19 protein-coding genes are annotated in these 24,248 nt (G+C 62.7%); 10 read left to right on the top strand and 9 right to left on the bottom strand.

Annotated features, from left to right (window positions below; all coding sequences use genetic code 11):
- Positions 1-149: 149 nt before the first annotated feature.
- From BHE81_RS14360 to recD, 8 genes are all read left to right on the top strand, one after another.
- On the top strand, positions 150-701 hold the full coding sequence (locus tag BHE81_RS14360; protein ID WP_002915932.1) for a prepilin peptidase-dependent protein: 552 nt from the start codon (positions 150-152) through the stop codon (positions 699-701).
- Positions 698-1,255, top strand: coding sequence for a prepilin peptidase-dependent protein (locus BHE81_RS14355; protein ID WP_021440673.1), 558 nt, complete (start codon positions 698-700; stop codon positions 1,253-1,255). The genes BHE81_RS14360 and BHE81_RS14355 overlap by 4 nt, the downstream gene beginning before the upstream one ends.
- Entirely contained in the window at positions 1,252-1,659 is a 408-nt protein-coding gene (locus BHE81_RS14350) for a DUF2509 family protein (protein ID WP_004181182.1), read from the top strand. Before BHE81_RS14355 ends, BHE81_RS14350 begins: the two co-directional genes overlap by 4 nt.
- On the top strand, positions 1,644-1,967 hold the full coding sequence (locus BHE81_RS14345) for a prepilin-type N-terminal cleavage/methylation domain-containing protein (RefSeq protein WP_021440672.1): 324 nt from the start codon (positions 1,644-1,646) through the stop codon (positions 1,965-1,967). Before BHE81_RS14350 ends, BHE81_RS14345 begins: the two co-directional genes overlap by 16 nt.
- A 12-nt stretch (positions 1,968-1,979) precedes the next feature.
- A complete protein-coding gene (gene recC, locus BHE81_RS14340) occupies positions 1,980-5,357 on the top strand; it encodes an exodeoxyribonuclease V subunit gamma (RefSeq protein WP_004211885.1) in 3,378 nt (1,125 codons plus the stop codon).
- A gap of 120 nt (positions 5,358-5,477) precedes the next feature.
- Positions 5,478-8,363, top strand: a complete 2,886-nt coding sequence (gene ptrA, locus BHE81_RS14335; protein WP_023301515.1) for a pitrilysin — start codon at positions 5,478-5,480, stop codon at positions 8,361-8,363.
- Complete coding sequence (recB, locus tag BHE81_RS14330; RefSeq protein WP_023301516.1) at positions 8,360-11,896, top strand: exodeoxyribonuclease V subunit beta; 3,537 nt, start codon at positions 8,360-8,362, stop codon at positions 11,894-11,896. Before ptrA ends, recB begins: the two co-directional genes overlap by 4 nt.
- Positions 11,893-13,737 carry an exodeoxyribonuclease V subunit alpha gene (gene recD, locus BHE81_RS14325; protein WP_004900323.1) on the top strand — a complete coding sequence of 615 codons (1,845 nt, stop codon included), beginning with the start codon at positions 11,893-11,895 and terminating at the stop codon, positions 13,735-13,737. Before recB ends, recD begins: the two co-directional genes overlap by 4 nt.
- 57 nt (positions 13,738-13,794) lie before the next feature.
- Here recD and BHE81_RS14320 read toward each other — a convergent pair whose 3' ends face one another.
- Entirely contained in the window at positions 13,795-14,115 is a 321-nt protein-coding gene (locus BHE81_RS14320; protein ID WP_009485668.1) for a hypothetical protein, read from the bottom strand.
- A 229-nt stretch (positions 14,116-14,344) separates the two neighbouring features.
- Positions 14,345-15,676 (bottom strand): amino-acid N-acetyltransferase, encoded by a 1,332-nt coding sequence (gene argA / locus BHE81_RS14315; protein WP_004149616.1) that lies wholly within the window; start codon positions 15,674-15,676, stop codon positions 14,345-14,347.
- A 227-nt stretch (positions 15,677-15,903) separates the two neighbouring features.
- Here argA and amiC point away from each other — a divergent pair, with 227 nt between their 5' ends.
- Both amiC and cobD read left to right on the top strand, forming a co-directional pair.
- Positions 15,904-17,157 (top strand): N-acetylmuramoyl-L-alanine amidase AmiC, encoded by a 1,254-nt coding sequence (amiC, locus tag BHE81_RS14310; protein WP_149888808.1) that lies wholly within the window; start codon positions 15,904-15,906, stop codon positions 17,155-17,157.
- 17 nt (positions 17,158-17,174) lie between these two features.
- Positions 17,175-18,251 carry a threonine-phosphate decarboxylase CobD gene (gene cobD, locus BHE81_RS14305; RefSeq protein ID WP_023285521.1) on the top strand — a complete coding sequence of 359 codons (1,077 nt, stop codon included), beginning with the start codon at positions 17,175-17,177 and terminating at the stop codon, positions 18,249-18,251.
- A 3-nt stretch (positions 18,252-18,254) separates the two neighbouring features.
- Here the strand turns inward: cobD and BHE81_RS14300 are convergent, their stop codons facing one another.
- From BHE81_RS14300 to pduQ, 7 genes are all read right to left on the bottom strand, one after another.
- Positions 18,255-19,121 carry an L-threonine kinase gene (locus tag BHE81_RS14300; protein WP_032410170.1) on the bottom strand — a complete coding sequence of 289 codons (867 nt, stop codon included), beginning with the start codon at positions 19,119-19,121 and terminating at the stop codon, positions 18,255-18,257.
- A 91-nt stretch (positions 19,122-19,212) separates the two neighbouring features.
- Positions 19,213-20,427 carry an acetate/propionate family kinase gene (locus tag BHE81_RS14295; RefSeq protein ID WP_004185484.1) on the bottom strand — a complete coding sequence of 405 codons (1,215 nt, stop codon included), beginning with the start codon at positions 20,425-20,427 and terminating at the stop codon, positions 19,213-19,215.
- Positions 20,424-20,864 (bottom strand): propanediol utilization protein PduV, encoded by a 441-nt coding sequence (gene pduV, locus BHE81_RS14290; protein ID WP_004185483.1) that lies wholly within the window; start codon positions 20,862-20,864, stop codon positions 20,424-20,426. The genes BHE81_RS14295 and pduV overlap by 4 nt, the downstream gene beginning before the upstream one ends.
- Before the next feature lie 4 nt (positions 20,865-20,868).
- On the bottom strand, positions 20,869-21,219 hold the full coding sequence (gene pduU, locus BHE81_RS14285; RefSeq protein ID WP_002915850.1) for a propanediol utilization microcompartment protein PduU: 351 nt from the start codon (positions 21,217-21,219) through the stop codon (positions 20,869-20,871).
- Entirely contained in the window at positions 21,219-21,773 is a 555-nt protein-coding gene (gene pduT / locus BHE81_RS14280; protein WP_004181171.1) for a propanediol utilization microcompartment protein PduT, read from the bottom strand. Before pduT ends, pduU begins: the two co-directional genes overlap by 1 nt.
- A 2-nt stretch (positions 21,774-21,775) precedes the next feature.
- Positions 21,776-23,128, bottom strand: coding sequence for a 4Fe-4S dicluster domain-containing protein (locus BHE81_RS14275; RefSeq protein WP_023301518.1), 1,353 nt, complete (start codon positions 23,126-23,128; stop codon positions 21,776-21,778).
- Entirely contained in the window at positions 23,125-24,237 is a 1,113-nt protein-coding gene (gene pduQ / locus BHE81_RS14270) for a 1-propanol dehydrogenase PduQ (protein WP_021440666.1), read from the bottom strand. The genes BHE81_RS14275 and pduQ overlap by 4 nt, the downstream gene beginning before the upstream one ends.
- Positions 24,238-24,248: the final 11 nt, after the last annotated feature.

The raw sequence follows: 24,248 nt of genomic DNA, 5'->3' as shown, positions 1-24,248 counted from the left end.
CCGGTTTTTTTATGCCCTTCGCACCACCCGATGGGAGCGCTTTCCGTTACCACCGGGAGAAGGTTGTTTTCACCTGCCCCCCAGGCCACAGGTGGTTGCGGTGGGCGAAGTTGGGTAGGCGTTCGCAAAAAAATGTTCTTCTGTCGAGTATGCAAAGCTTTTTTGCGTATCTGGCCGGGAAAGCTATTTTCCGTCGTCGCGCCAGGGCCAATCGCCGCGGCATACTCGACGCCATGAACAGAGAACATGGCTACACCCTGATGGAAACCCTGGTAACGCTGACACTGATGATGATCCTCAGCGTCGGCGGCCTGTACGGCTGGCAGCGCTGGCAGCAGCAGCAACGACTGTGGCAAACCGCCGTCCAGGTGCGGGATTTTCTGCTCTTTCTGCGCGATGACGCCAACGCCTACAACCGGGACCGCGTGCTTCGCGTCGGCCAGGACGAAGTGGGCTGGTGCCTGAGCGCGGAGGGGGAGGGGCCTGACTGCGCCTCGGGGACATCCTTCACGCTGCGCCCGCGCTGGCCGGGGATCACGCTGGCTGGCGTTACGCCTGGTCTGGGGTTTTATGGTCTGCGCAGCACCGCCTGGGCGGGTAATCTGCGGCTGCAGAGCGCGGCCGGCAGCTGGAGCATTGTGATCTCACACTGGGGGCGGATTCGTTTATGCCGCAGCGACAGCGCAGGAGGGTGTCAGTGAGCCGCCGCGGATTTTCCCTGGCGGAGGCGCTTATCGCCATGGCCATCGGCTCGCTGCTGCTGATGGGGGCCTGCCGCTTTCTGCCTGCCCTGCAGCGTCATATTCTGCGCCAGGGCGAACAGCTGGCCCTGGAGAACGAGCTGTGGCAGCGCGTGCATGCCGTGGGAAAACATCTGCAGCGCGCCGGGTACTGCCGGGGATCGTGCGGCGGAGCCGGGCTGGAGCTAGCCGCTGGCGGCGAGTGTCTGATTGTGCGCTGGGATGCGAACAGCAACGGGAGATGGGAAACCTCCTCCGCGGCAGCGGCGGAGAGCACCGGCTTTCGCCTGCGCGACGGCGCGCTGGAGACCCTGCGCGGGGCCAGCGACTGCCGCGGCGGCGGATGGGAGAAAATCACCAACCCGGCCGCCATCGTGGTGACGCGCTTCTCGGTACAACGTCAGGTCACCCCGGGCTTCGCGCCGGAGCTGAGCGTGACGCTGGCGGCGCGCTCCGCGCAACAGACGGGCCTGACGAGCGAGGTTGAGCAGCGGGTGACGGGGTATAACCTGTGATCCGCCAGCGTGGAATGTCGTCGCTGCTGATGGTGCTCCTGTTGCTGACCCTCGGCAGCCTGTTACTCGAGGGGCTTAACCTGCAGCAGCGGGCGCTGCTGGCGCAAACCGCCAGCGAAACGCAAGCGATCCGCGATACGGCGATAGCCCATTCCGCGCTGCAGTGGGGAAAACAGCAGGTCTGGTCGGCGCAGGTGGCGCTGGCCTGCCGGGAGCAGGCGCCGCAGGGCTGGCGCGCCTGTCTGCGTATCTTCGGCGACGGTTCACTGGTGCTCAGCAGCGCCAGCGGCGAGGTGCAGGTCTGGCAGTCCGGCGAGGTGCGCGGCGGGCAGGTGCGTTTTTCCGCCCACGGCTGGAGCGATTTTTGCCCGCTCAGGGAGGCGAGCTTATGTCAAATGCCCTGAAGCGTCAGCGGGGGTTTAGCCTGCCGGAGACCGTGCTGGCGATGGCGCTGATGGTGCTGACGGTCACCGCGCTGGGCGGCTATCAGCGCGGAATGGCGCAAGGAATTGTCCAGTTGAACCAGACCCGTCAACAGTGGCGCGACGCGTGGCGCTATAGCCAGCTCTCCGCGCCGCCGTCGCCGGCACGCGGGCAGGTAAGCCGTATGCAGACATCGAGGCAAAGATGTGTCAGCATCACGGTAACGATCAGTAGACCCGTTGCAAAGCGGGTGCAGATGACCCGGCTGCATTGCCCGGTCAGCCAGTAGTCAGGAGCAATTATGTTAAGGGTATACCACTCAAACCGGCTGGATGTTCTCGAGGCGTTGATGGAGTTTATCGTCGAGCGCCAGCGGCTGGATGACCCTTTTCAGGCCGAAATGGTGCTGGTGCAGAGTACCGGCATGGCGCAGTGGCTGCAGATGACCCTGGCCGCGCGCTTCGGGATTGCCGCCAATATCGAGTTCCCGCTGCCGGCGAGCTTTATCTGGGATATGTTCGTGCGCGTCCTGAAAGATATTCCTGGCGAAAGCGCCTTCAGCAAGCAGAGCATGAGCTGGAAGCTGATGACCCTCCTGCCGCAGCACCTGGAGGAAGACGATTTTATCCTGCTGCGCCAGTATCTGAGTGATGACGGCGACAAGCGCAAGCTGTTTCAGCTGGCCGCCCGGGTGGCGGACCTCTATGACCAGTACCTCGTCTATCGCCCGGAGTGGCTGATGCGCTGGGAGGCCGGCCAGCGGGTGGAAGGTCTCGGCGATGCCCAGCAGTGGCAGGCGCCGCTGTGGCAGGCGCTGGTGAGCTATACCGCCGAGCTGGGGCAGCCGCAGTGGCACCGCGCCAATCTCTACCAGCGCTTTATCAGTACCCTGGAAAAAGCGGACGAACCGCCCGCCGGGCTGCCGTCGCGCGTCTTCATCTGCGGGATTTCCGCGCTGCCGCCGGTCTATCTTCAGGCGCTGCAGGCGCTGGGTAAGCATGTCGATGTCTATGTCTTGTTTACCAACCCCTGCCGCTACTACTGGGGAGACATTAAGGATCCGGCGTTCCTGGCGAAGCTGCTGTCGCGCCAGCGGCGCCATCACCGCGAGGCGCGCGCGCTACCTCTGTTTCGCGACACCGAGCAGGCGCCGGGGTTGTTTAATGACGCCGGGGAACAGGATGTCGGCAACCCGTTGCTCGCCTCCTGGGGCAAACTGGGGCGCGACTATATCTACCTGCTGGCAGGGCTGGAGCGCTATGAGGAACTGGACGCTTTTGTCGACATCGCCCCCGATAACCTGTTGCATAACCTGCAATCGGATATCCTCGAACTGCGCAACGCGGCGGTGGCCGGGCAGAGCGCAGAGGCATTCGCCCACAGTCGCGACAAACGTCCGCTGGCGCTGGATGACCGCAGTCTGAGCATTCACGTCTGCCACAGTCCGCAGCGCGAAGTGGAGGTTCTGCACGATAGGCTACTGGCGATGCTGGAGGCGGATCCGACGCTCACGCCGCGGGATATCATCGTCATGGTGGCGGATATCGACAGCTACAGCCCCTATATACAGGCGGTGTTTGGCGCCGCCAGCGGCGATCGCTGGCTGCCGTGGGCGATCTCCGACCGTCGCGCCCGAGAGTCGCACCCGGTGCTGCAGGCGTTTATCACGCTGCTCTCGCTGCCGGACAGCCGCTTCGCCAGTGAAGATGTGCTGGCGCTGCTGGACGTCCCGGTGCTGGCGGCGCGCTTTAATATCACGGAAGAAGGGCTGCGCTACCTGCGCCAGTGGGTGAACGAGTCCGGCGTCCGCTGGGGAATGGATGACGACAACGTCCGTGAGCTGGACCTGCCGGCGACCGGGCAGCATACCTGGCGGTTCGGCCTCACCCGCATGCTGTTGGGCTACGCGATGGACAGCCGCGAGGGAGAATGGCAGTCGGTGCTGCCATATGACGAATCCAGCGGTTTGATCGCCGAGCTGGTGGGCAACCTCGCGTCGCTGCTGATGCAGCTTAATCTGTGGCGACGCGGCCTGGCCCAGCAGCGGCCGCTGGCGGAGTGGCTACCGGTCTGTCGCGATCTGCTGAATGACTTTTTCCTGCCGGACAGCGAGACCGAAGCGGCGCTGGCGCTGATTGAGCAGCAGTGGCTGGCGGTTATTGATAGCGGTCTGGAGGCGCAGTATGGCGAGCAGGTGCCGCTGACGCTGCTGCGCGATGAGCTGGCCCAGCGCCTCGATCAGCAGCGGATCAGCCAGCGCTTTCTTGCCGGCCCGGTCAATATCTGTACCCTGATGCCGATGCGTTCGATCCCCTTTAAGGTGGTGTGCCTGCTGGGGATGAATGACGGGGTTTATCCGCGCACGCTACCGCCGCTGGGCTTTGATTTAATGAGCCAGAAGCCGCAGCGCGGCGACCGCAGCCGGCGCGATGATGACCGCTATCTGTTCCTCGAAGCGCTGATGTCCGCCGAGCAGACGCTGTATATCAGCTATATCGGCCGTTCGATACAGGACAACAGCGAGCGTTTTCCTTCGGTGCTGGTGCAGGAGCTGGTGGATTATATCGGCCAGAGCCACTGTCTCGCCGGTGACGAAGAGCTTGACTGCGACGCCAGCGAAGCGCGGGTTAAAGCCCACATCACCCATCTGCATACGCGCATGCCGTTCGACGTAGCCAATTTCCAGGAAGACGAGAACAAGAGCTACGCTCGTGAATGGCTGGCGGCCGCCGGCCAGCAGGGAGAGGCGCATAGCGATTTTATACAGCCGCTCACCGCGCCGCCGATTGACAGCCTGCCGTTCGATCAGCTCCTGCGCTTCTGGCAGCACCCGGTACGCGCGTTCTTTCAGCAGCGTTTGCGGGTCAATTTCCGCGCCGAAGAGGACGATATTCCAGACGACGAGCCGTTCACTCTTGAAGGGCTGAGCCGTTATCAACTGAATCAGCAACTGCTCAATACGCTTATTGAGGAGCAGGACGTCTCGGCTATGTTCCGCCGCTTTCGCGCCGCCGGCGAGCTGCCGTATGGCGCCTTTGGCGAGCTGGTCTGGGAGACGCAGCGCCTGGAGATGCAGGCGCTGGCCGAGCGGGTGATGGCCGAGCGCCAGCAGGCGCAGAGCATGGAGATCGATCTGCAGTGCGGCGGTGTGAACCTGACCGGCTGGCTGCAGCAGGTGCAGCCGGACGGTCTGCTGCGCTGGCGGCCTTCGCTGCTGAGCGTCTCCCAGGGGATGCAACTTTGGCTGGAACACCTTGTCTACTGCGCCAGCGGCGGCACCGGCGAGAGCCGGCTGTTTGTGCGGAAAGAGGGAGAGTGGCGCTTTCCGGCGCTGGCGCCCGCCGAGGCGCAGGCGTACCTTAACGAGCTGGTGGATGGCTATTTGCTGGGGATGTCGCAGCCGCTGCTGCTGCTGCCGGAAAGCGGTGGCGCCTGGCTGAAAGCCTGTTACGACGCCGAAAAGGATGTCATCTTAATGGACGAAGAGACGCAGCAGAAAGCGCGGAGCAAATTCCTGCAGACCTACGAAGGGAACATGGTGGTCAGCGGGGAGGGCGCCGATATCTGGTATCAACGCCTGTGGCGTTCGCTGGAGCCGGCGCATTACGAAGAAATCATTGCCCAGACGCAGCGTTATCTGTTACCGCTATATCGTTACCATCGGTCCACACAAATTTAAATAGTATAAAAATTGCGCAGTGAATGACGGTTCATTTAATATGCGCAACGTATCACGGACTGATGGACATAAAAGGCTGCACGCTGTGCAGCGCAAGTTTGTTAATGATGAGGTTCGTGAATGCCCCGCAGTTTATGGTTCAAGGTTTTTGTTGTGCTGGCCGCCCTCTGGGCGCCGTTTAGTCAGGCCGACACCGGATGGCAGCCGATTCAGGAGACGATCCGCAAAAGCGAAAAAGATACGCGTCAGTATCAGGCGATCCGCCTTGATAACGACATGGTCGTGCTGCTGGTTTCCGATCCGCAGGCGGTGAAATCGCTGTCGGCGCTGGTGGTGCCGGTGGGATCCCTGCAGGATCCGGCAGATCATCAGGGGCTGGCGCATTTTCTGGAACATATGACGCTGATGGGGTCGCAAAAATATCCCCAGCCTGACAGCCTTGCAGAGTTTCTTAAGCTGCACGGCGGCAGCCATAACGCCAGTACCGCGCCCTACCGCACCGCGTTTTATCTTGAAGTGGAAAATGATGCGCTGGACGGGGCCGTAGATCGCCTGGCCGACGCCATCGCCGCGCCGCTGCTGGATAAAAAATATGCCGACCGCGAACGTAACGCGGTCAACGCCGAGCTGACGATGGCCCGGACGCGAGACGGGATGCGCATGGCCCAGGTCAGCGCGGAGACCATCAACCCGGCTCACCCGGCGGCCCACTTCTCGGGTGGCAACCTCGAGACGCTCAGCGATAAGCCCGGCAGCCCGGTGCTTGATGCGCTGCACACCTTCCGCGATAGCTGGTACTCCGCCAATCTGATGAAAGCGGTGATCTACAGCAACAAGCCGTTGCCGGCGCTGGCGCGCATGGCTGCGGACACCTTTGGCCGCGTGCCGAATCGTCAGATCAGCAGGCCGGAAATTACCGTCCCGGTGGTCACGGATGCGCAAAAAGGCATCATTATTCACTATGTGCCGGCGATGCCGCGTAAAGTGCTGCGCGTCGAGTTTCGCATCGACAACAACAGCGATCGCTTCCGCAGCAAAACCGATGAGCTGGTCACCTATCTTATCGGCAACCGCAGCCCGGGCACGCTCTCTGACTGGTTGCAAAAACAGGGTCTGGCGGAAGGTATCCGCGCCGATTCCGATCCGGTGGTAAACGGCAACAGCGGCGTACTGGCGATCTCAACCACCCTCACCGACAAAGGCCTGGCGCACCGCGATGAAGTGACGGCGGCCATTTTCAGCTACCTCGACCTCCTGCGTACTCAGGGCATCGACAAACGCTATTTCGACGAACTGGCGCATGTGCTGGCGCTCGATTTCCGCTATCCGTCGATCAACCGCGACATGGACTACGTGGAATGGCTGGCGGACACCATGATCCGGGTGCCGGTCGAGCATGCGCTGGACGTGGTGAATATTGCCGACCAGTACGACCCGCAGGCGATCAAAGACCGGCTGGCGATGATGACCCCGCAGAACGCCCGTATCTGGTATATCAGCCCCCAGGAGCCGCATAACAAGACGGCCTACTTTGTCGATGCGCCGTATCAGGTGGATAAGATTAGCGAGCAGACGTTCGCTGACTGGCAGCACAAATCGCAGGCCATCCAGCTGCAGCTGCCGGCGCTCAACCCCTATATTCCGGATGACTTCACCCTTATCAAAAGCGATAAAGCCTGGCCGCATCCGCAGCTGATCCTGGATGAACCGACGCTGCGGGTGGTGTATGCCCCGAGCCAGTATTTTGCCAGCGAGCCGAAGGCGGACATCTCCCTGGTGCTGCGTAACCCTCAGGCGATGGACAGCGCTCGCCGGCAGGTGATGTTTGCCCTCAACGATTATCTCGCCGGCATCGCCCTCGACCAGCTCAGTAACCAGGCGGCGGTCGGCGGCATTTCGTTCTCTACCGGCGCTAATAACGGATTAATGGTCAATGCCAACGGCTATACCCAGCATCTTCCGGCGCTGTTCAGCGATCTGTTGCAGGGATACTTCAGCTATACGCCGACCGAGGAGCAGCTGGAGCAGGCCAAATCCTGGTATGCGCAGATGATGGATTCCGCCGAGAAAGGCAAAGCCTACGATCAGGCGATAATGCCGATCCAGATGGTCTCGCAGGTGCCGTACTTCCAGCGCGAAGTGCGCCGGGCGCTGCTGCCCTCCATTACCCTTAAAGAGGTGCTCGACTACCGCGCCAACCTGAAAACCAGGGGGCGTCCTGAACTGATGGTGATCGGCAATATGACCGCCGATGCCGCCACGACCCTGGCCCGCCAGATCCAGCAGCAGCTGGGCGCTGACGGCAACGAATGGTGCCGCAATAAAGACGTGGTGGTGAACCGGCAGCAGCTGGCGATCTTCAACAAAGCGGGCAATAGCACCGACTCCGCGCTGGCCGCGGTGTTCGCGCCGCCCAATGTTGATGAGTTCAGCAGCACCGCCGCCAGCACCCTGCTGGGACAGATTATTCAGCCGTGGTTCTACAACCAGCTGCGTACCGAAGAGCAGCTCGGCTACGCGGTCTTTGCCTTCCCGATGAACGTGGGGCGCCAGTGGGGCATGGGCTTCCTGCTGCAGAGTAGCGATAAGCAACCGGCCTTCCTCTGGCAGCGGTTCCAGGCCTTCTTCCCCACCGCGGAGGCGAAGCTGCGGGCGATGAAGCCGGAAGAGTTTGCCCAGCTCCAGCAGGCGGTGATAAGCCAGATGCTGCAGGCGCCGCAGACGCTGGGCGATGAAGCCTCGAAACTGAGCAAAGATTTCGATCGCGGTAATATGCGTTTTGATTCACGTGATAAAGTAGTGGCTCAGATTAAACTGCTGACGCCGCAAAAACTTGCCGACTTCTTCCATCAGACGGTGGTGGATCCGCAGGGCATGACGATCTTGTCCCAGATTTCCGGTAGCCAGAATGGCAAAGCGGACTATGCCCAGCCGAAAGGCGGCAAAGTGTGGGAAAACGTCAGCGCATTGCAGCAATCCTTACCCCTGATGCGAGAGAATGAATGACCGACACCGCTGAGTCTTTGGATCCCCTGCGCTTGCCCCTGATCGGCGAGCGCCTGATAGAAGCCTCTGCGGGCACCGGAAAAACCTTTACCATCGCCGCGCTGTATCTGCGGCTGCTGTTGGGGCTGGGCGGTGAGGCCGCCTATCCCCGCGCCATCAGCGTTGAAGAACTGCTGGTGGTGACCTTTACCGAGGCGGCGACCGAAGAGCTGCGCGGCCGTATCCGCAGCAACATCCATGAACTGCGCATCGCCTGCCTGCGCGGCGAATCCGACAATCCGCTCTACAGCGCGTTGTTGGCGGAGATCGCCGATAAAGACGACGCCGCGAAGACGCTGCTGCTGGCTGAACGGCAGATGGACGAGGCGGCGGTATTCACCATCCACGGCTTTTGCCAACGGATGCTGAGCCTTAACGCCTTCGAGTCGGGCATGCTGTTCGAGCAACAGCTGATCGAGGATGAATCCCGTCTGCGCTATCAGGCCTGCGCCGATTTCTGGCGCCGCCACTGCTATCCCCTGACCCGCGATATCGCTGCGGTGATCCACGACGTCTGGAAAGGGCCGCGCGATCTGCTGAAGTCCCTTGACCGCTGGCTGCAGGGCGAAGCGCCGCAGCTTAAGTCGCCGCCAGCCCCTAACGAGACGCTGGCCGAACGCCATCAGCAGATCATCGCCCGCATTGACTCGCTCAAGCAGCAGTGGCGCGAGCAGGTGGGCGAGATCGAAGGCGTGCTGGAAAATTCCGGCCTTGACCGGCGGAAGTTTAATCGCGGCAACCAGGGCAAGTGGATGGAGAAAGTGAACGCCTGGGCGCAGGAAGAGACGTTAAGCTACCAGCTGCCCGACGCGCTGGAGAAATTTGCCCAGTCGTTTCTGCTCGAGCGCACCAAAGCCGGTGGCGAACCGCCGGTGCATCCCCTGTTTAGCGCCGTAGAGTCGTTGCTGGCCTCCTCGCTGACGCTCACCGATCTGGTGCTGGCGAGAGCGATGGTCGAGATCCGCGATGCGGTCGCCCGCGAAAAGCGCCGCCGCGGCGAGCTGGGGTTTGACGATATGCTCAGCCGGCTTGACGAGGCGCTGCGCGGCGACAGCGGCGAGACGCTGGCCAGCGCCATTCGCCAGCGTTTTCCGGTGGCGATGATCGATGAATTTCAGGACACCGACCCTCAGCAGTACCGGATTTTTCGCCGCATCTGGCGCCGGCAGCCGGAGACGGCTCTGCTGCTGATCGGCGATCCGAAGCAGGCCATCTACGCCTTTCGCGGCGCCGATATCTTTACCTATATGAAAGCGCGCGGCGACGTTGCCGCGCACTACACCCTCGATACCAACTGGCGCTCCTCGCCGGGCATGGTGGGCAGCGTCAATCGGCTGTTCAGCCTCAGCGATAACCCCTTCATGTTCCACGAGATCCCGTTCCTGCCGGTGAAGGCGGCGGCGAAGAACAAGGGGCTGCGCTTTACCGTTGACGCGGCGGACGTACCGGCGATGAACGTCTGGCTGATGCCCGGCGACACCATCGGGTCTGGCGATTATCAGACCTTTATGGCGCAGCTCTGCGCCACGCAGATCCGCGACTGGCTGAGCGCCGGTCAGCAGGGGCGCGCGCTGCTGTGGCGCGGGGAAACCTCGCGCCCGGTACAGGCTTCGGATATTACCGTGCTGGTGCGCAACCGGCTGGAGGCAGCGCAGGTACGTGAAGCGCTGCAGACGCTGGGTATTCCCTCAGTCTACCTCTCCAACCGCGACAGCGTTTTTGAGACGCTGGAGGCCCAGGAGCTGCTCTGGCTGCTGCAGGCGGTGCTGGCCCCGGAGCGGGAAAATACCCTGCGCAGCGCGCTGGCGACGTCGATGTTTGGTCTGACCGCGCTGGATATTGAAAACCTGAACCAGGATGAGCAGGCGTGGGACGCGCTGGTGGAAGAGTTTAGCGAATACCGCCAGATTTGGCGGCAGCGCGGAGTGATGCCGATGCTGCGGGCGTTGATGACAGCCCGGCATATCGCCGAGAACCTGCTGGCGACCCGCGGCGGCGAGCGGCGTTTAACCGACATTCTGCACATCAGCGAACTGCTGCAGGAGGCGGCCAGCCAGCTGGAAAGCGAGCATGCCCTTGTGCGCTGGCTGGCGCAGCATATCGCCGAGCCGGACAGCAACGCCGCCAGCCAGCAGATGCGTCTCGAAAGCGATAAGCACCTGGTGCAAATTGTCACTATTCACAAGTCAAAAGGGCTGGAATACCCCCTGGTCTGGCTGCCGTTTATCGCCCGGTTTCGTAAACAGGACCAGGCGTTTTACCACGATCGCGAGACGTTCGCGGCGGTGCTGGATCTGGGCCAGGATGAGGCCAGCCTCGAGCTGGCGGAGGCGGAACGACTGGCGGAAGATCTGCGCCTGCTGTACGTGGCCCTGACCCGCGCGGTCTGGCACTGCAGCCTCGGCGTGGCGCCGCTCAGCAGCCGGAAATCCGGCAACAGCGATTTCCACCTCAGCGCGCTGGGGCGGCTGCTGCAGGCGGGCGAAGCCATGGACGCCGCCGGGCTGGCTGCGCGGCTGGCAGACTTCTGTCATGGCGATATTGCATTACAGATTCCGGGCGAACTGGATCTCACCCCGTGGCAGGCGCCCGCGGCGACCATCCCGCGATTGTCGGCGCGCGAGCTGCAGCGCCGCATCGCCGACGACTGGCGGGTGACCAGTTACTCCGGACTGCAGCAGCATGGTTTCAGCGGCGGGCAGGATTTGCTGCCGCGTCTGGATGTTGATGCCGCCGGCGTCGGCGAAGTCGTGGAAGAGCCGCAGCTGACTCCGCACCAGTTCCCGCGCGGCGCCGCGCCGGGGACCTTCCTGCACAGCCTGTTTGAGGAGCTGGACTTCACCCAGCCGGTGCCGGAAGGGTGGATGGCGGAGAAGCTGCAGCTGAGCGGGTTTGACGCGCAGTGGGCGCCGGTGCTGACCGACTGGCTGGGCGGCGTGCTGAAGACCCGCCTGCCGGGGCCGGATATCGCGCTCAATCAGCTTGCGGCGCGGGATAAACAGGTGGAGATGGCATTTTACCTGCCCATCGCCCAGCTGCTGACGGCGGAGCGCCTTGACGCGCTTATCCGCCAGTACGATCCCCTCTCTGCCGACACGCCGCCGCTGGATTTCCGCCAGGTGCGCGGCATGCTGAAGGGCTTTATCGATCTGGTCTTCCGTCACGAAGGCCGTTATTACCTGCTGGATTACAAATCCAACTGGCTGGGGGAAGATCGCGAGGCCTACACCCGGCCGGCGATGGAGCAGGCGATGCGTGCCCACCGCTACGATCTACAGTATCAGCTGTATAGCCTGGCGCTGCACCGCTATCTGCGCCACCGGCTGGCCGATTATGACTATGACCGCCACTTCGGCGGCGTGATTTATCTTTTCCTGCGCGGCATGGACGGGCAGGAGGGGGGGCAGGGGATCTTCACCACCCGGCCGGTGCGACCGCTGATTGACGGTCTGGATCAGCTTTTTGCCGGAGAAACTCAGGAGGAGGCCTCATGACTTTCGAACAACTACTGCTGGCGGCGGTGGAGCAGCGTCTGCTGCGGCCGCTGGACGTCCAGTTTGCCCTGATGGTGGCGCAAAACGACCCGCCGGCGGTCAAGCTGGCGGCGGCCTTGCTGAGCCGGGATGCCGGCGAGGGGCACGTCTGTCTGCCGCTCTCGCGGTTGAGCGGCGACGAGGCGCTGAGCGGTAAAGCCGGGGAGATCCGCGATCGGCTGCTGGCCGAAGCCGGCGCGCCGGAGGACTGGCCCGCACTGCTGCTCGCTTCGTCGGCGGTGAGCTGCGGCGATGCTCCGGCGCCGATGATTTTGTGCGGCGACCGGCTCTATCTCAACCGGATGTGGCGCAACGAGCTGACCGTCGCCCGCTTCTTCAATGAAGCCAACCGGGTGCTGGAGATGGATGAGGCCCGGCTGGCGTCAACCCTGAATGCCCTGTTCCCTGCCACCGGCGAAACCGACTGGCAAAAAGTGGCCGCGGCGGTGGCGCTGACCCGCCGCATCTCAGTGATCTCCGGCGGTCCCGGGACCGGGAAGACCACCACCGTGGCGAAGCTTCTGGCGGCGCTGATCCAGATCGAAGACAGCCCGCGCTGTCGTATTCGCCTGGCGGCGCCAACCGGGAAAGCGGCGGCGCGTCTGACCGAATCGCTGGGCGCGGCGCTGAGAAAATTGCCGCTGACCGACGCGCAGAAAGCGTTGATTCCCACCGAGGCCAGCACGCTGCATCGTCTGCTGGGCGCCCAGCCAGGCAGCCAGCGGATGCGCTATCACGCCGGCAACCCGCTGCATCTGGACGTGCTGGTGGTGGATGAAGCCTCGATGATCGACCTGCCGATGATGTCGCGGCTTATCGACGCGCTGCCGGCCCACGGGCGGGTGATTTTCCTCGGCGATCGCGACCAGCTGGCCTCCGTAGAAGCGGGGGCGGTGCTGGGGGATATCTGCGCCTGGGCGAGTTCGGGCTATACCGCCGCGCGGGCGCAGGAGCTGACCCGGCTGACCGGTTCGCCGGTGCCGGCGGGCGAGGGGGCTATCGCGGGCGCGCTGAGAGACAGTTTGTGCCTGCTGCAAAAGAGCTATCGCTTCGGTAGTCACTCCGGCATCGGGAGCCTGGCGCGGGCGGTGAACGCTGGCGCGCGCGCGGAGGTGAAGGCCACGCTGCGCCAGCCGTTTGACGATATCGCGCTTCATCCCCTCAGCACGACCGAAGAGTACGAAGCCATGCTCGGCGCGGCTCAGCAGGGCTATGAGCGCTACCTGCAGCTGCGCCGCGAGCGGGCCGAACCGCAGGCCATGCTGGCCGCTTTCAGCGAATTCCAGCTGCTGTGCGCGCTGCGCGAGGGGCCGTACGGCGTGAGCGGCGTCAATGAGCGGCTGGAGCAGCGGCTCAATCGCCAGCGGGCAATCGCCCTGCCGCGCCACTCCCGCTGGTATGACGGCCGACCGATCATGATATCGCGCAACGACAGCGCGCTGGGGCTGTTTAACGGCGATATCGGCATCGCCCTGGAGCGCAACGGCGAGCTGCGGGTGTGGTTCCTGATGCCCGACGGCGCCATCAAGTCGGTGCAGCCGAGCCGTCTGCCGGAGCATGATACCGCCTGGGCGATGACCGTGCATAAATCGCAGGGCTCGGAGTTCGAACACGCGGCGCTGATCCTGCCGGCGCGCAGCGTCCCGCTGGTGACCCGCGAACTGGTCTACACGGCGATCACCCGCGCGAAACGGCGGTTGTCGCTCTATGCCGACGAGCAGGTGCTCTCCCAGGCCATTGTGACGCGCACCGAACGGCGCAGCGGCCTGGCGGAGATTTTCGCCGGGCGCGAAACCCCCTGAGACGCCGAGTCCGGGCGATGGAAAATGCTGCAGCCGTCGCCCGGGCTGGCGGAAAAATCAGTAACTAAAGAACAGAGGGAAAAGCCAGAGAGCCGAGATCGAGTTCATGGCGAAAAAGCGGACTGCTGCGCCGCCGGCCAGCGGTGGGGTGAAACAGCGGGCACAAAAAATCACCAGCGAGGAGATGAGAAGATTCATGCCGGACGTCAGGGCCAGCAGAAATAATATCGCGATGGCGGCGCCGAGCGCGGCATAGCCATGCTGATGATGGCGCTGGTTATCCCAGAGGAGCAGTATCATCAGCAACCACGGATAGAGGGCGACCGCGGTGGTAATGAGATTAATATGTCTGACCAGCCAGTTCGGTTTGGGTTCCATTCTTTAAGCGATCCTTACAGGGCGGGTGGCGGCCGCGGCGCCAGTCGACGTCCTGTCGACAGCCAATAGCATATCGGTGAGCCAGCGAGAAAGAAATGGCCTGCGCGGAAACCAGGAATTTCGCCCGCGTGCGTACGCCAGGCTGGCGGGAAGAGGGGGGGGAGACCGGCCGGGGATAAAGCGATAAGCGTCGCGCTATCCCGGGCCGTTAGATAGAGAGGAGAAGGGCTTAAGCGAGGTCGGCCATCAGCACCTTCGACCGGCGCTGATAGTTATACATCTGCTTTTTACTCTCCGGCAGCAGGTCGATATCCACCGGCGTGAAGCCGCGCTCCTGGAACCAGTGGATGCTGCGGGTGGTTAACACGAACAGTTTGCTCAGTCCCATCTGCCTGGCCTGAGCGGCAATACGCTCCAGCAGCACCTCTCCCCGCGACGAGCTCCGGTAATCCGGATGCACCGCCACGCAGGCCATTTCGCCGATCTTCTCTTCCGGGAAAGGATAGAGGGCGGCGCAGGCGATGGTGGTGTTATCGCGCTGAATAATGGTGAATTTGTCGATCTCCATCTCCAGCTGTTCGCGGGAACGGCGTACCAGAATGCCCTGCTGCTCGAGCGGGCTTATCAGCTCAAGAATACCGCCGATATCATTGATGGTCGCCCGACGGATCTGCTCCGCGCTCTCCATGACGATCTGGGTGCCGATGCCGTCGCGTGAAAACAGCTCCTGCAGCAGCGCGCCATTTTCCTGATAGCTGATCAGGTGGCAGCGCCGTACGCCGCTGCGGCAGGCCTTCACCGCCCCGCGCAGGAAGCGCACGGTGCCGGAGTTATAGTCTTCGTCTGCTTCCAGCTCTTCGACGCGGGCTTGCGCCTCATTAGGGAACAGTTCGGAGACAATTTCCCCGGCCTGGTTGTAAACCCCTTGCGACGAACAGAAGCCGATCATTTTCTCCGCCTTCAGCTTGATGGCCAGCTGGGTAGCGATCTCTTCCGAAGTCAGGTTAAAGCTCTCGCCGGTGACCGACACCGCGACCGGCCCCATCAGGACAATGGCGCCGCTGTCGAGCTGACGATGAATCGCCTCTTCGTCAATGCGGCGAATGCGTCCGCTGTGGCAATAATCGACGCCGTCATCGACGCCCAGCGGCTGGGCAATGATAAAGTTGCCGCTGACAACGTTGATATGGGCCCCCTGCAGCGGGGTGTTGTTGAGGCTCATCGACAGACGGGCGGTGATCTCCAGCTGCAGCATCCCCGCCGCCTGCTTAACCAGCTCCAGCGTTTTGGCGTCAGTCACTCGCGTCTGCTTGTGATAGACCGGCTCGTGATGGTGCTCGGCGAGGTTAGCGTCAATCTGCGGGCGGGCGCCATAGACCACCACCAGGCGAATGCCCAGGCTATGCAATAATCCTATGTCATTGACAATATTTGAGAAATTTTCATGCTCAATGGCTTCGCCGCCCAGCATGATGACAAACGTTTTTCCCCGATGGGCATTAATATAGGGAACAGAATGGCGGAATCCTTCTACCAGTTCAGTGCGACGTTCCTTCACCATGACAAACCCTCAATGCATGATTATTCGTAATTATTGTATTTTTATTCTGTTTTGCCGTTAAACGCAAGCCCCAATTTGAGGCTAAGCCGCGAAAAACATGTGACCCGGCGCAGGGTGTCAATGAATGTTTACCCTTTTATAGATGACAGGTTATATGCCTTTCGTTAAAGTTTCTGGTCAATCTGTTTGTTTTGGGTATAAATGCGTTTTTATTGCTTGGGAGTGGCATGTCGGGAAACAACTCTGGATTAAGCCGTCGCCGTTTATTGCAGGGGGCGGGCGCCATGTGGTTAATGAGCGTGAGCCCTGTTGGGCTGGCCGCCGCCGCGCGGGTGGTCGCTGTTCGCGTCTGGCCAGCATCGACCTACACCCGCGTCACGGTGGAATCGAATCATGTGCTGAAATACCGGCAGTTTGCCCTCAGTAATCCGGAACGGGTAGTGGTCGATCTGGAGGGGGTTAACCTGAACTCGGTACTGAAGGGCATGGGGGGGCAGATCCGCGCTGACGATCCCTTTATTAAGTCCGCCCGGGTGGGCCAGTTTGATCCGCAAACCGTGCGCATGGTCTTCGAACTCAAGCAGAACGTTAAGCCGCAGCTGTTTGCCCTCGCGCCGGTGGCCGGCTTTAAAGAGCGTCTGGTGATGGATCTCTACCCCGCCAACGCTACCGATGTTCAGGATCCGCTGCTGGCGCTGCTCGAGGATTACAACAAAGGCGATCTGGAGCGGCAGGGGCCGCCGGCGCAAAGCGGGCCGCAGCCGGGCAAAGCCGGGCGCGACCGGCCGATTGTCATCATGCTCGATCCCGGGCACGGCGGCGAAGACTCCGGCGCCGTGGGGAAGTATCGCACCCGCGAGAAAGATGTGGTGCTACAGATCGCCCGTCGCCTGCGGGCGCTGATCGACAAAGAAGGCAATATGAAGGCCTATATGACCCGCAACGAAGACGTGTTTATCCCGTTGAAAGTGCGTGTCGCCAAGGCGCAGAAGCAGCGCGCCGACCTGTTCGTGTCGATTCACGCTGACGCCTTTACCAGCCGCCAGCCCAGCGGCTCTTCGGTGTTTGCCCTCTCCACCAAGGGGGCCACCAGTACCGCGGCAAAATATCTCGCCCAGACGCAGAACGCCTCGGATCTGATCGGTGGGGTCAGCAAGAGCGGCGACCGCTATGTCGACCACACCATGTTCGATATGGTGCAGTCCCTCACCATCGCCGACAGCCTCAAATTCGGCAAGGCGGTGCTGGAGAAAATGGGCAATATCAATAATTTGCACAAGAATCGGGTAGAGCAGGCGGGCTTTGCGGTACTGAAGGCGCCTGATATCCCCTCCATTCTGGTGGAGACGGCGTTTATCAGTAACGTGGAAGAAGAGCGGAAACTGAAAACGGCCAAATTCCAGCAGGAGGTGGCCGAGTCGATCCTCGCCGGGATTAAAGCCTACTTCGCCGACGGCGCGACGCTGGCCCGCCGCGGATAACCACACAGGAAAGGGACATGGCCTTACTGAAAAGCGCCCATGGCGGCAATATCCGCGAGGCCGCCGCCCTGCTGGGCATAGCCCCCGGCGAGCTGCTGGATTTTAGCGCCAACATCAATCCGCTGGGGATGCCTGCCTCGCTCAGGCAGGCGATCGTTGACAACCCAGGCTGCGCCGAACGCTACCCTGACGTCGAGTATCAACAGCTGCATCAGGCGCTGGCTGCCCACCATCAGTTGCCGGCGGCGCATATCCTCGCCGGCAACGGCGAAACTGAATCGATCTTCACCCTCGTCCACGGCCTTAAGCCGCGGCGGGCGATGATCGTCATTCCCGGTTTTGCGGAGTACCGGCGGGCGCTGCAGACGGTGGACTGCGAGGTGGTGGAGTATGCCCTGCGGGAGCGCGATGGCTGGCAGCTGACCGACGCGATCCTCGATGCCCTGACTCCGGCGCTGGACTGCCTGTTTCTCTGCACCCCGAACAACCCCACCGGCCTGCTGCCGGAGCGGGGCCTGCTGGAAGCCATTGCGCAGCGCTGCCGGGCGCTGAACATCAGCCTGATCCTCGATGAGGCCTTCCTCGACTTTATCCCCGACCAGCCGGGGTTTATTCCTCTGCTGGCGCAGCATCCGCACGTCTGGGTTCTGCGATCGCTGACCAAATTTTATGCCATTCCGGGGCTGCGTCTCGGCTACCTGCTGAACGCTGATGCCCAGGCGGTGGCCCGACTGCGCGCGCGACAAATGCCGTGGTCCATCAACGCCTATGCCGCCCTGGCCGGGGAAATTATTCTCCAGGATCGGGCGTATCAGCGGGCCACCTGGCAGTGGCTGCAGGAGGAGGGAGCGCGTTTCTATGCGCAGCTGCAGGAGATGGGCGGGCTGACCGTGTGGCCCGGGCGTGCTAACTACCTGTTCTTGCGCTGCGACAGAGCCGATTTTGACCTGCAATATGCCCTGCTGCGCCAGCATGTGCTGATCCGCAGCTGCGCCAACTACCCGGGGCTGGATAGCCGCTATTTCCGCGTGGCGATCCGCAGCGCCGAGGAAAACGACCAGCTGCTGGCGGCGTTGCGCCGGGTGCTGGCCTGAGGCCTACTGCAGGATGACGCCCCCGGGCACCATCGCCAGCAGATGCTGCTGCGGCCAGTGGGCGGCGATATCGCTCTCTGCCAGCCGCCATTGCAGAAATTCGACGTCATGCCGACGGCGGTCCAGCAGCAGGCCGACGACGCTGCCGCTGTGCGCCACGTTGAGACCATAGAGCCCTGCGCTTTCCACCAGGTCCAGCAGCGCGTCAAACCCCGGCTTAGGCAACAGCTGCTGGCTGGCAATGGCGCTGATGGTCGCTGCTTCGCCCAGCAGCTGCGGGTTGCCGCAGTGGCAGGCCTGTTGAACTTTCTCCCACGCCAGCTGCAGCCGGGAGGCGTTTGCCAACAGGCCCGGCTCGCGCGGCAGCTGGTGATAGTCGGTGGTGCGCAGCGTCAGCGGGCTCTCCAGCACTAACAGGTCGAGCGCCGGCGGAAGGGGACAGGCGATTTGCGTGGCGGCGGTATTATGGTCGAACAGCGTCAGCTGGCGAAACAGGGTGCTGTCGGTAGGCTCCAGCGCGACGCACAGGCGCGCCAGCGTCGGCTCATCCAGTAGATGGCCCAGATGATGGGCGGTGGCGACGGCGGTGGCAGCGATATCGGCGGTGCTGCTGGCCATCCCTTTGGCCACCGGGATCGTTGAGTGCAGGGTGATGCGGATCTGCTGGCTCAGCGCTGGGGGGTAGCCCCAGTGGGCCAGCAGCTGGTCGACCATCGCCCGCGACAGCGGCCGCTCGTCTTTTCGCGGTACCCCGGTCTCGACCTCGACGGTGCTGTACCAGTCCACCGGACAGGAGACCAGCTTTTCGCTGCCGAGGATCCAGCCCTGGATAAGTTCTCCGCACGAGGCGGGACATTGTGCAACAGCCACGTTTTCACCTTTCCGCTTACCTTCGCCAGGGCGCATAGTGGCATGGCGACCCGCCGGTTACCATGATTCTCCGCAAGAGGAGGCGCGTCGTTTATGCCGACACCGCCAGCTCGCGCGCCTGCGGCAATGCAAGACGCATGACGTCGCGGGCAATCATTAGCTCTTCATTGGTGTTGATCACCGCCACTTTGACCAGCGCATTATCCGCCTGAATAAAGGTCGCGCTCCGCTGGTTTTTCTCGTCGTCCAGCGCGAGGCCGAGAAAATGCAAATTGCGGCAGATCGTCGCCCGCGCCCGGGCGGAATTCTCGCCTATGCCGCCGGTAAAGATCAGCGCGTCCAGACCTCCCATCTGCATGATATAGCTGCCGATAGTCGCGCGAATGCGTTCGGCAAACAGCGACAGCGCCAGAGCCGCCCGTTCGTTGCCGGCGTCGGCTGCCTGTTCGACGTCGCGGTAATCAGAGGACACGCCGGAGACGCCCAGCAGCCCGGATTCATTATTCAGCAGCTGGCTGAGCTGCTGGGCGGATTTCCCTTCTTTCTCCACCAGCCAGGGAAGAATCGACGGGTCGATATCGCCGCTGCGGGTGCCCATCATCACCCCGGACTGGGGAGTAAAGCCCATTGAGGTATTCACCGATTGCCCGCCTTTGATGGCGCAGACGCTACAGCCATTGCCCAGATGGCAGCTTACTACCCGCAGGGCGCTCAGCGGTACGCCCAGCTTTTCCGCCAGCGCGCTGCTGACATAGTGATGGCTGGTACCGTGAAAACCGTAGCGGCGAATGCCAAGCTCGGCGTAATAGCGCCAGGGGAGGGGATAGAGCCAGGCCTCCGGCGCCAGGGTCTGGTGAAAGGCGGTATCAAAAACCGCCACCGCCGGTACCGCGGGTAACAGCTGGCGAAAGAGACGTATGCCCAGCGCATTGACCGGGTTATGCAACGGCGCCAGCTCCGCCAGGCGCTCGATCTCCCGCAGGGTATCGTCGCAGACCAGCGCGGCGTCTTTGAAGCGTTCGCCGCCGTGGGCGACGCGGTGGCCAACGCCGTCGATCTCCTGCAGGCTGCTCAGGATCCCGCGGCCGGTCAGCGCCTCCAGCAGCAGGGTCACTGCCTCATGGTGATCGGCGATGGGCAGCGTCTCCTGCCATTTCTGTGCCGACGTTTTCAGCGTGAAGCGGGCCTCGGGCAGGCCGATACGTTCGATCAACCCCTGACAGAGCAACGCCCCCTGCGGCATGTTAAGCAGCTGAAACTTCAGGGAAGAGCTGCCGGCGTTAATCGCCATGATTTTATAGGTCATTGATATTCCTCTGCATTCAGGCAGGCGAACAGGTCATCAAGCCCGTCGCCGGTTAACGCGCTGGTGATAAAGATATGTCCGGCGCCCGCCGCCTCGAGCCATGTCCGGACCTGTTGCAGACGGGGCGGGGCGGCCAAATCGGCTTTGGTGATCACCCCGATAACCGGGCGGTTCATTGGGGCGGTAAACCCCGGAGAAAAGGGTGACCAGGGCGCATCGGCATTCAGTACCAGCGCGATGACATCGGCCTCGCAGGCGCTGGTGAGCAGTGCACTGTACAGGCAGCGGTTTTCCAGATATTCCCCGGGGGTATCGATGGCGGCCGGCGTCCAGACGATGGCCTGGGTTTTCTGATAGCGCAGGGTTTCGCCACGCAATACCTGGGTCAGCGAGGTTTTACCGCACTGGCTGGGTCCGATTAGCATCAGGCGTTTCATGGGCTCAGGTCCGGGTAATTGGGCAAGCGGTGAAGCGCATCAGCTCACCGAGGGTGCGGGTGACCTGCCTGAGCGCGTACTCCACGGCGGAGACATCGCCGGTCAACACCACCGCGCCGGTGAAGCGATCGAGAAAACCGATCTCCACCGCGCCGGACTTGGTGGCGATGTCGCAGGCGATAATCGATGCTTCACTGGGGGTAATGGTAAGAATGCCGATGGCGGAGACCGCGTCCGGCAGACCCAGCTTTTTGAACAGATCTTTGCCAGGATTGGCAATGAGATGCGCCAGAGTGACCTGTTTGCCCGGGACATACTCCTGGATCATGCGTTCGGTAGGGGTTTGCGGTTCCATTATCCCTCCATCAGCTGTTGCCACAGCGCATCGTGCGGTCGCGGGATCACTGCCCGGTGAACCAGTAATCCTTTCTCGCCTGCGCTGTCGCTGGCCACCGTGACGGCGTTGTCGACATCGGCGATATCACCCGCCACCACCATGTAGCATTTGCCGCCGATACCAAACGCCATATGGACCCGCACCAGGGTGACGTTGGCCGCTTTCACCGCGTGGTCGGCGGCGCTGATGCACGCCGCCACGCTCCAGGTTTCGACGATCCCCGCCGCCTGCCGCTGCCCGACCACGTTGAGACCGCTGATCGCCGGTAGTACGCTGGGGTGAATGTTGGCCAGCACCAGGCTGTCCACCAGCATCTCCCCGGCGCGCGCGGTGCCGGCGGCGATTGCCTGCTGCACGGCGCCGACGTCGCCGCCGAGCATCAGCAGGAATTTCCCGGGGCAAAGGGTTCTGCAGAGCAGGAGCTGTACGTTCGCGCTTTTCAGCATGACGTCGCCCAGCTCCATCCCCCTGGCGATGCTGGTCAGTTCTAAAATTCCGATAGCCTGGGTCATGATTAACCTCTTACAAGCGTAATGGCCTGCTCCGTGATGGCGGAGACCAGGCCGTCAATACTGGCGTGCACCGGCGCGCCGAGGGCGTCGGCGGGGATATCCGCCAGTAGCTGGCCGCGCGTTACCCGCTCTCCCGGCGCGACGCAGGGCACGGCGCTGATGCCGATATGCTGGCGCAGGGGCAGGGTGACGCAGGCCACCTCCGGTTCCACCGCCGTCAGCGGCGCTTCCTGATACCAGGGATCAAGTCCCAGTTTGCTGATGAGCCGCTTGACCGGCACCAGGCGGTGCTTCGCCATCTCGTCCGCCGGACGCAGCGGTCCGTCGTAGCGCAGGTTTTTCGCCCTCAGCTCACGTTTCAGCAGACGGTTGATGCGCATGGGGGAAATACCCACCGGGCAGGCGACGCTCTCGCAAACGTTGCACTCCGAACAGGTCAGGGCGCTGAGCAGCAGCGACGGGGTGGCCGCCTGGCGATAGTTCACCGCCCGCACCAGCAGATGAGGGGAAAGCTCATGGCCGATCAGGTGCCGGGGGCATAAATCTGTGCATAAACGGCACTGTTCACAGACGGTGCGGGCGATGGCGAGCAGCGTTCGTTCATCCTGCCGCCGTCGCTGGATCAATGGATGGTTGCCCGGGAGCACCAGCAGGCCGCCGGTGGTTTTGGTGACCGGTGTCTCGAGGGAGGTAATAAGCGAGCCCATCATCGGACCGCCGTTGATAAACCCCGGATCGTCAACCGTCGCGCCGCCGGCCAGATCCAGCACCTCGCGCAGCGATATACCCAGTGGTACGGCCAGCGTCAGCGGACGGGCGACGGCGCCATTGACGGTCAACGTCCGGCGAGTCACCGGATAGCCCTGTTCCACGGCTCTGGCGATATTGAGCACGGTCTGCACGTTATTGACCACCACGCCGACGCTGACCGGCAGCGCGGCAGGTGGTATGCGGCGTCCCGTCGCCAGCCAGATAGTGAGCACCTCATCCCCGGCCGGATAGACGTCAGGCAGAATATGCAGCCGGGCCCATTCCGGGAGTCGTGGGGTTAATGCCGCAATCGCCGGAGCATATTTCGCCTTCAGGGCAATGATCCCTTCCCGGGCGCCAGTGGCGGTCATCGCGTAACCCAGGCCGCGAATCAGTCGGTCAGCCTGCTGAGCCATCAGCTGTTGGTCAACCTTCAGCATCGGTTCGCATTCGGCGGCGTTCACCAGCACGGTGTCCACCCGGGCCTGCAGTTTGATGTGGGTCGGAAAGCCTGCGCCACCGGCTCCTACGACGCCAGCGGCCCGAACGCGTTCGCGGATCTCCGCTGCATCAATGCTTGATAGTGGCACTATCGCTTCACTCATTGCAGGTTCTCCAGCAGTTGCGCGATGGCCGCGCCATCGACCGGACGCGGGTTGGTGCGCAGGGTGGCGTCGGCCAGCGCGGCCGGCACCATGGCGGGAATTCGCGATAAGAAAAGGGGATACTTTTCCTGCAGCGCGCCCTTGAGGGGGGGAATGGCGCACTGCTGTTTCAGCGTTTCCACCGCGGTAAGCAGCGCCTGGAAAGCCTCCTGTTCGCCAGCTGCGGGCGGGCAGAAGCGGCAGGCCCTGGCCAGGCGTGCATAGCGCTTAGCCGCTCGCGGCTCGCCGGCATTGAAGCGGATCACCGCGGTCAGCAGCAGCGCATTGGCCAGGCCATGGGGGAGGTGAAACTGGCCGCCAAGCTGATGGGCGATCGCATGATTGAGCCCAAGGCCAGCCTGGCTAAAGGCCATACCGGCGAGGGTTGATGCATTGTGCATTTTGCTGCGGGTCGCAATGCAGTCGCCCTGACGAATCGCAACGGGCAGGGCGCGAAACACCAGCCTGGCGGCCTTTTCCGCCAGCGCATCGGTAAAATCGGTGGCCTGCGGCGAGACCCATGCCTCCAGGGCGTGGGTCAGCGCGTCCAGCCCGGTATGGGCTGTGATGGTGGGCGGTACGCTAACCACCAGCGTCGGGTCGATGATCGCCATGTCGGGACAGAGCGCCTCATGGAACAGCGGGTACTTGATCCCTTTTTCCGGGTCGCTGATGACGCAGGCGCTGGTCACTTCCGAACCGGTACCGCTGGTGGTGGGGATCGCCACGCAGGTGTCAACAGGCAGACCGCCCTGCTGGCTGAACCAGACGATAGCCTTGGCGGCATCCATCGCCGAGCCGCCGCCGAAGCCGATCACCACCTGCGGACGCAGGGCCTGCATCTGCGCTATCCCTTTCGCCACGGTGTGAATGGTCGGATCCGGTGTAATATCGCTGAACACGCTGACGCGGTTGCTGGCGGGCAGCGCGGCGCGCAGTCGGTCAAGCAGCGGCGAGCGCGCCAGGAAGCCGTCGCAGACGATCCAGATGTGCTGATGGCTAAAGCGCTGCAGCGCGGCCAGGCTGCCCGGGCCGCTGTAGAGGCGCGTTTGCAGAGAAAAGGTATGCATGGCGCCCCCGG

It is taken from the genome of Klebsiella sp. AqSCr (genome assembly GCF_008452795.1).
Classification (GTDB): Bacteria; Pseudomonadota; Gammaproteobacteria; order Enterobacterales; family Enterobacteriaceae; genus Klebsiella; species Klebsiella pneumoniae.
This window is presented reverse-complemented; position numbering and strand designations above follow the sequence as displayed.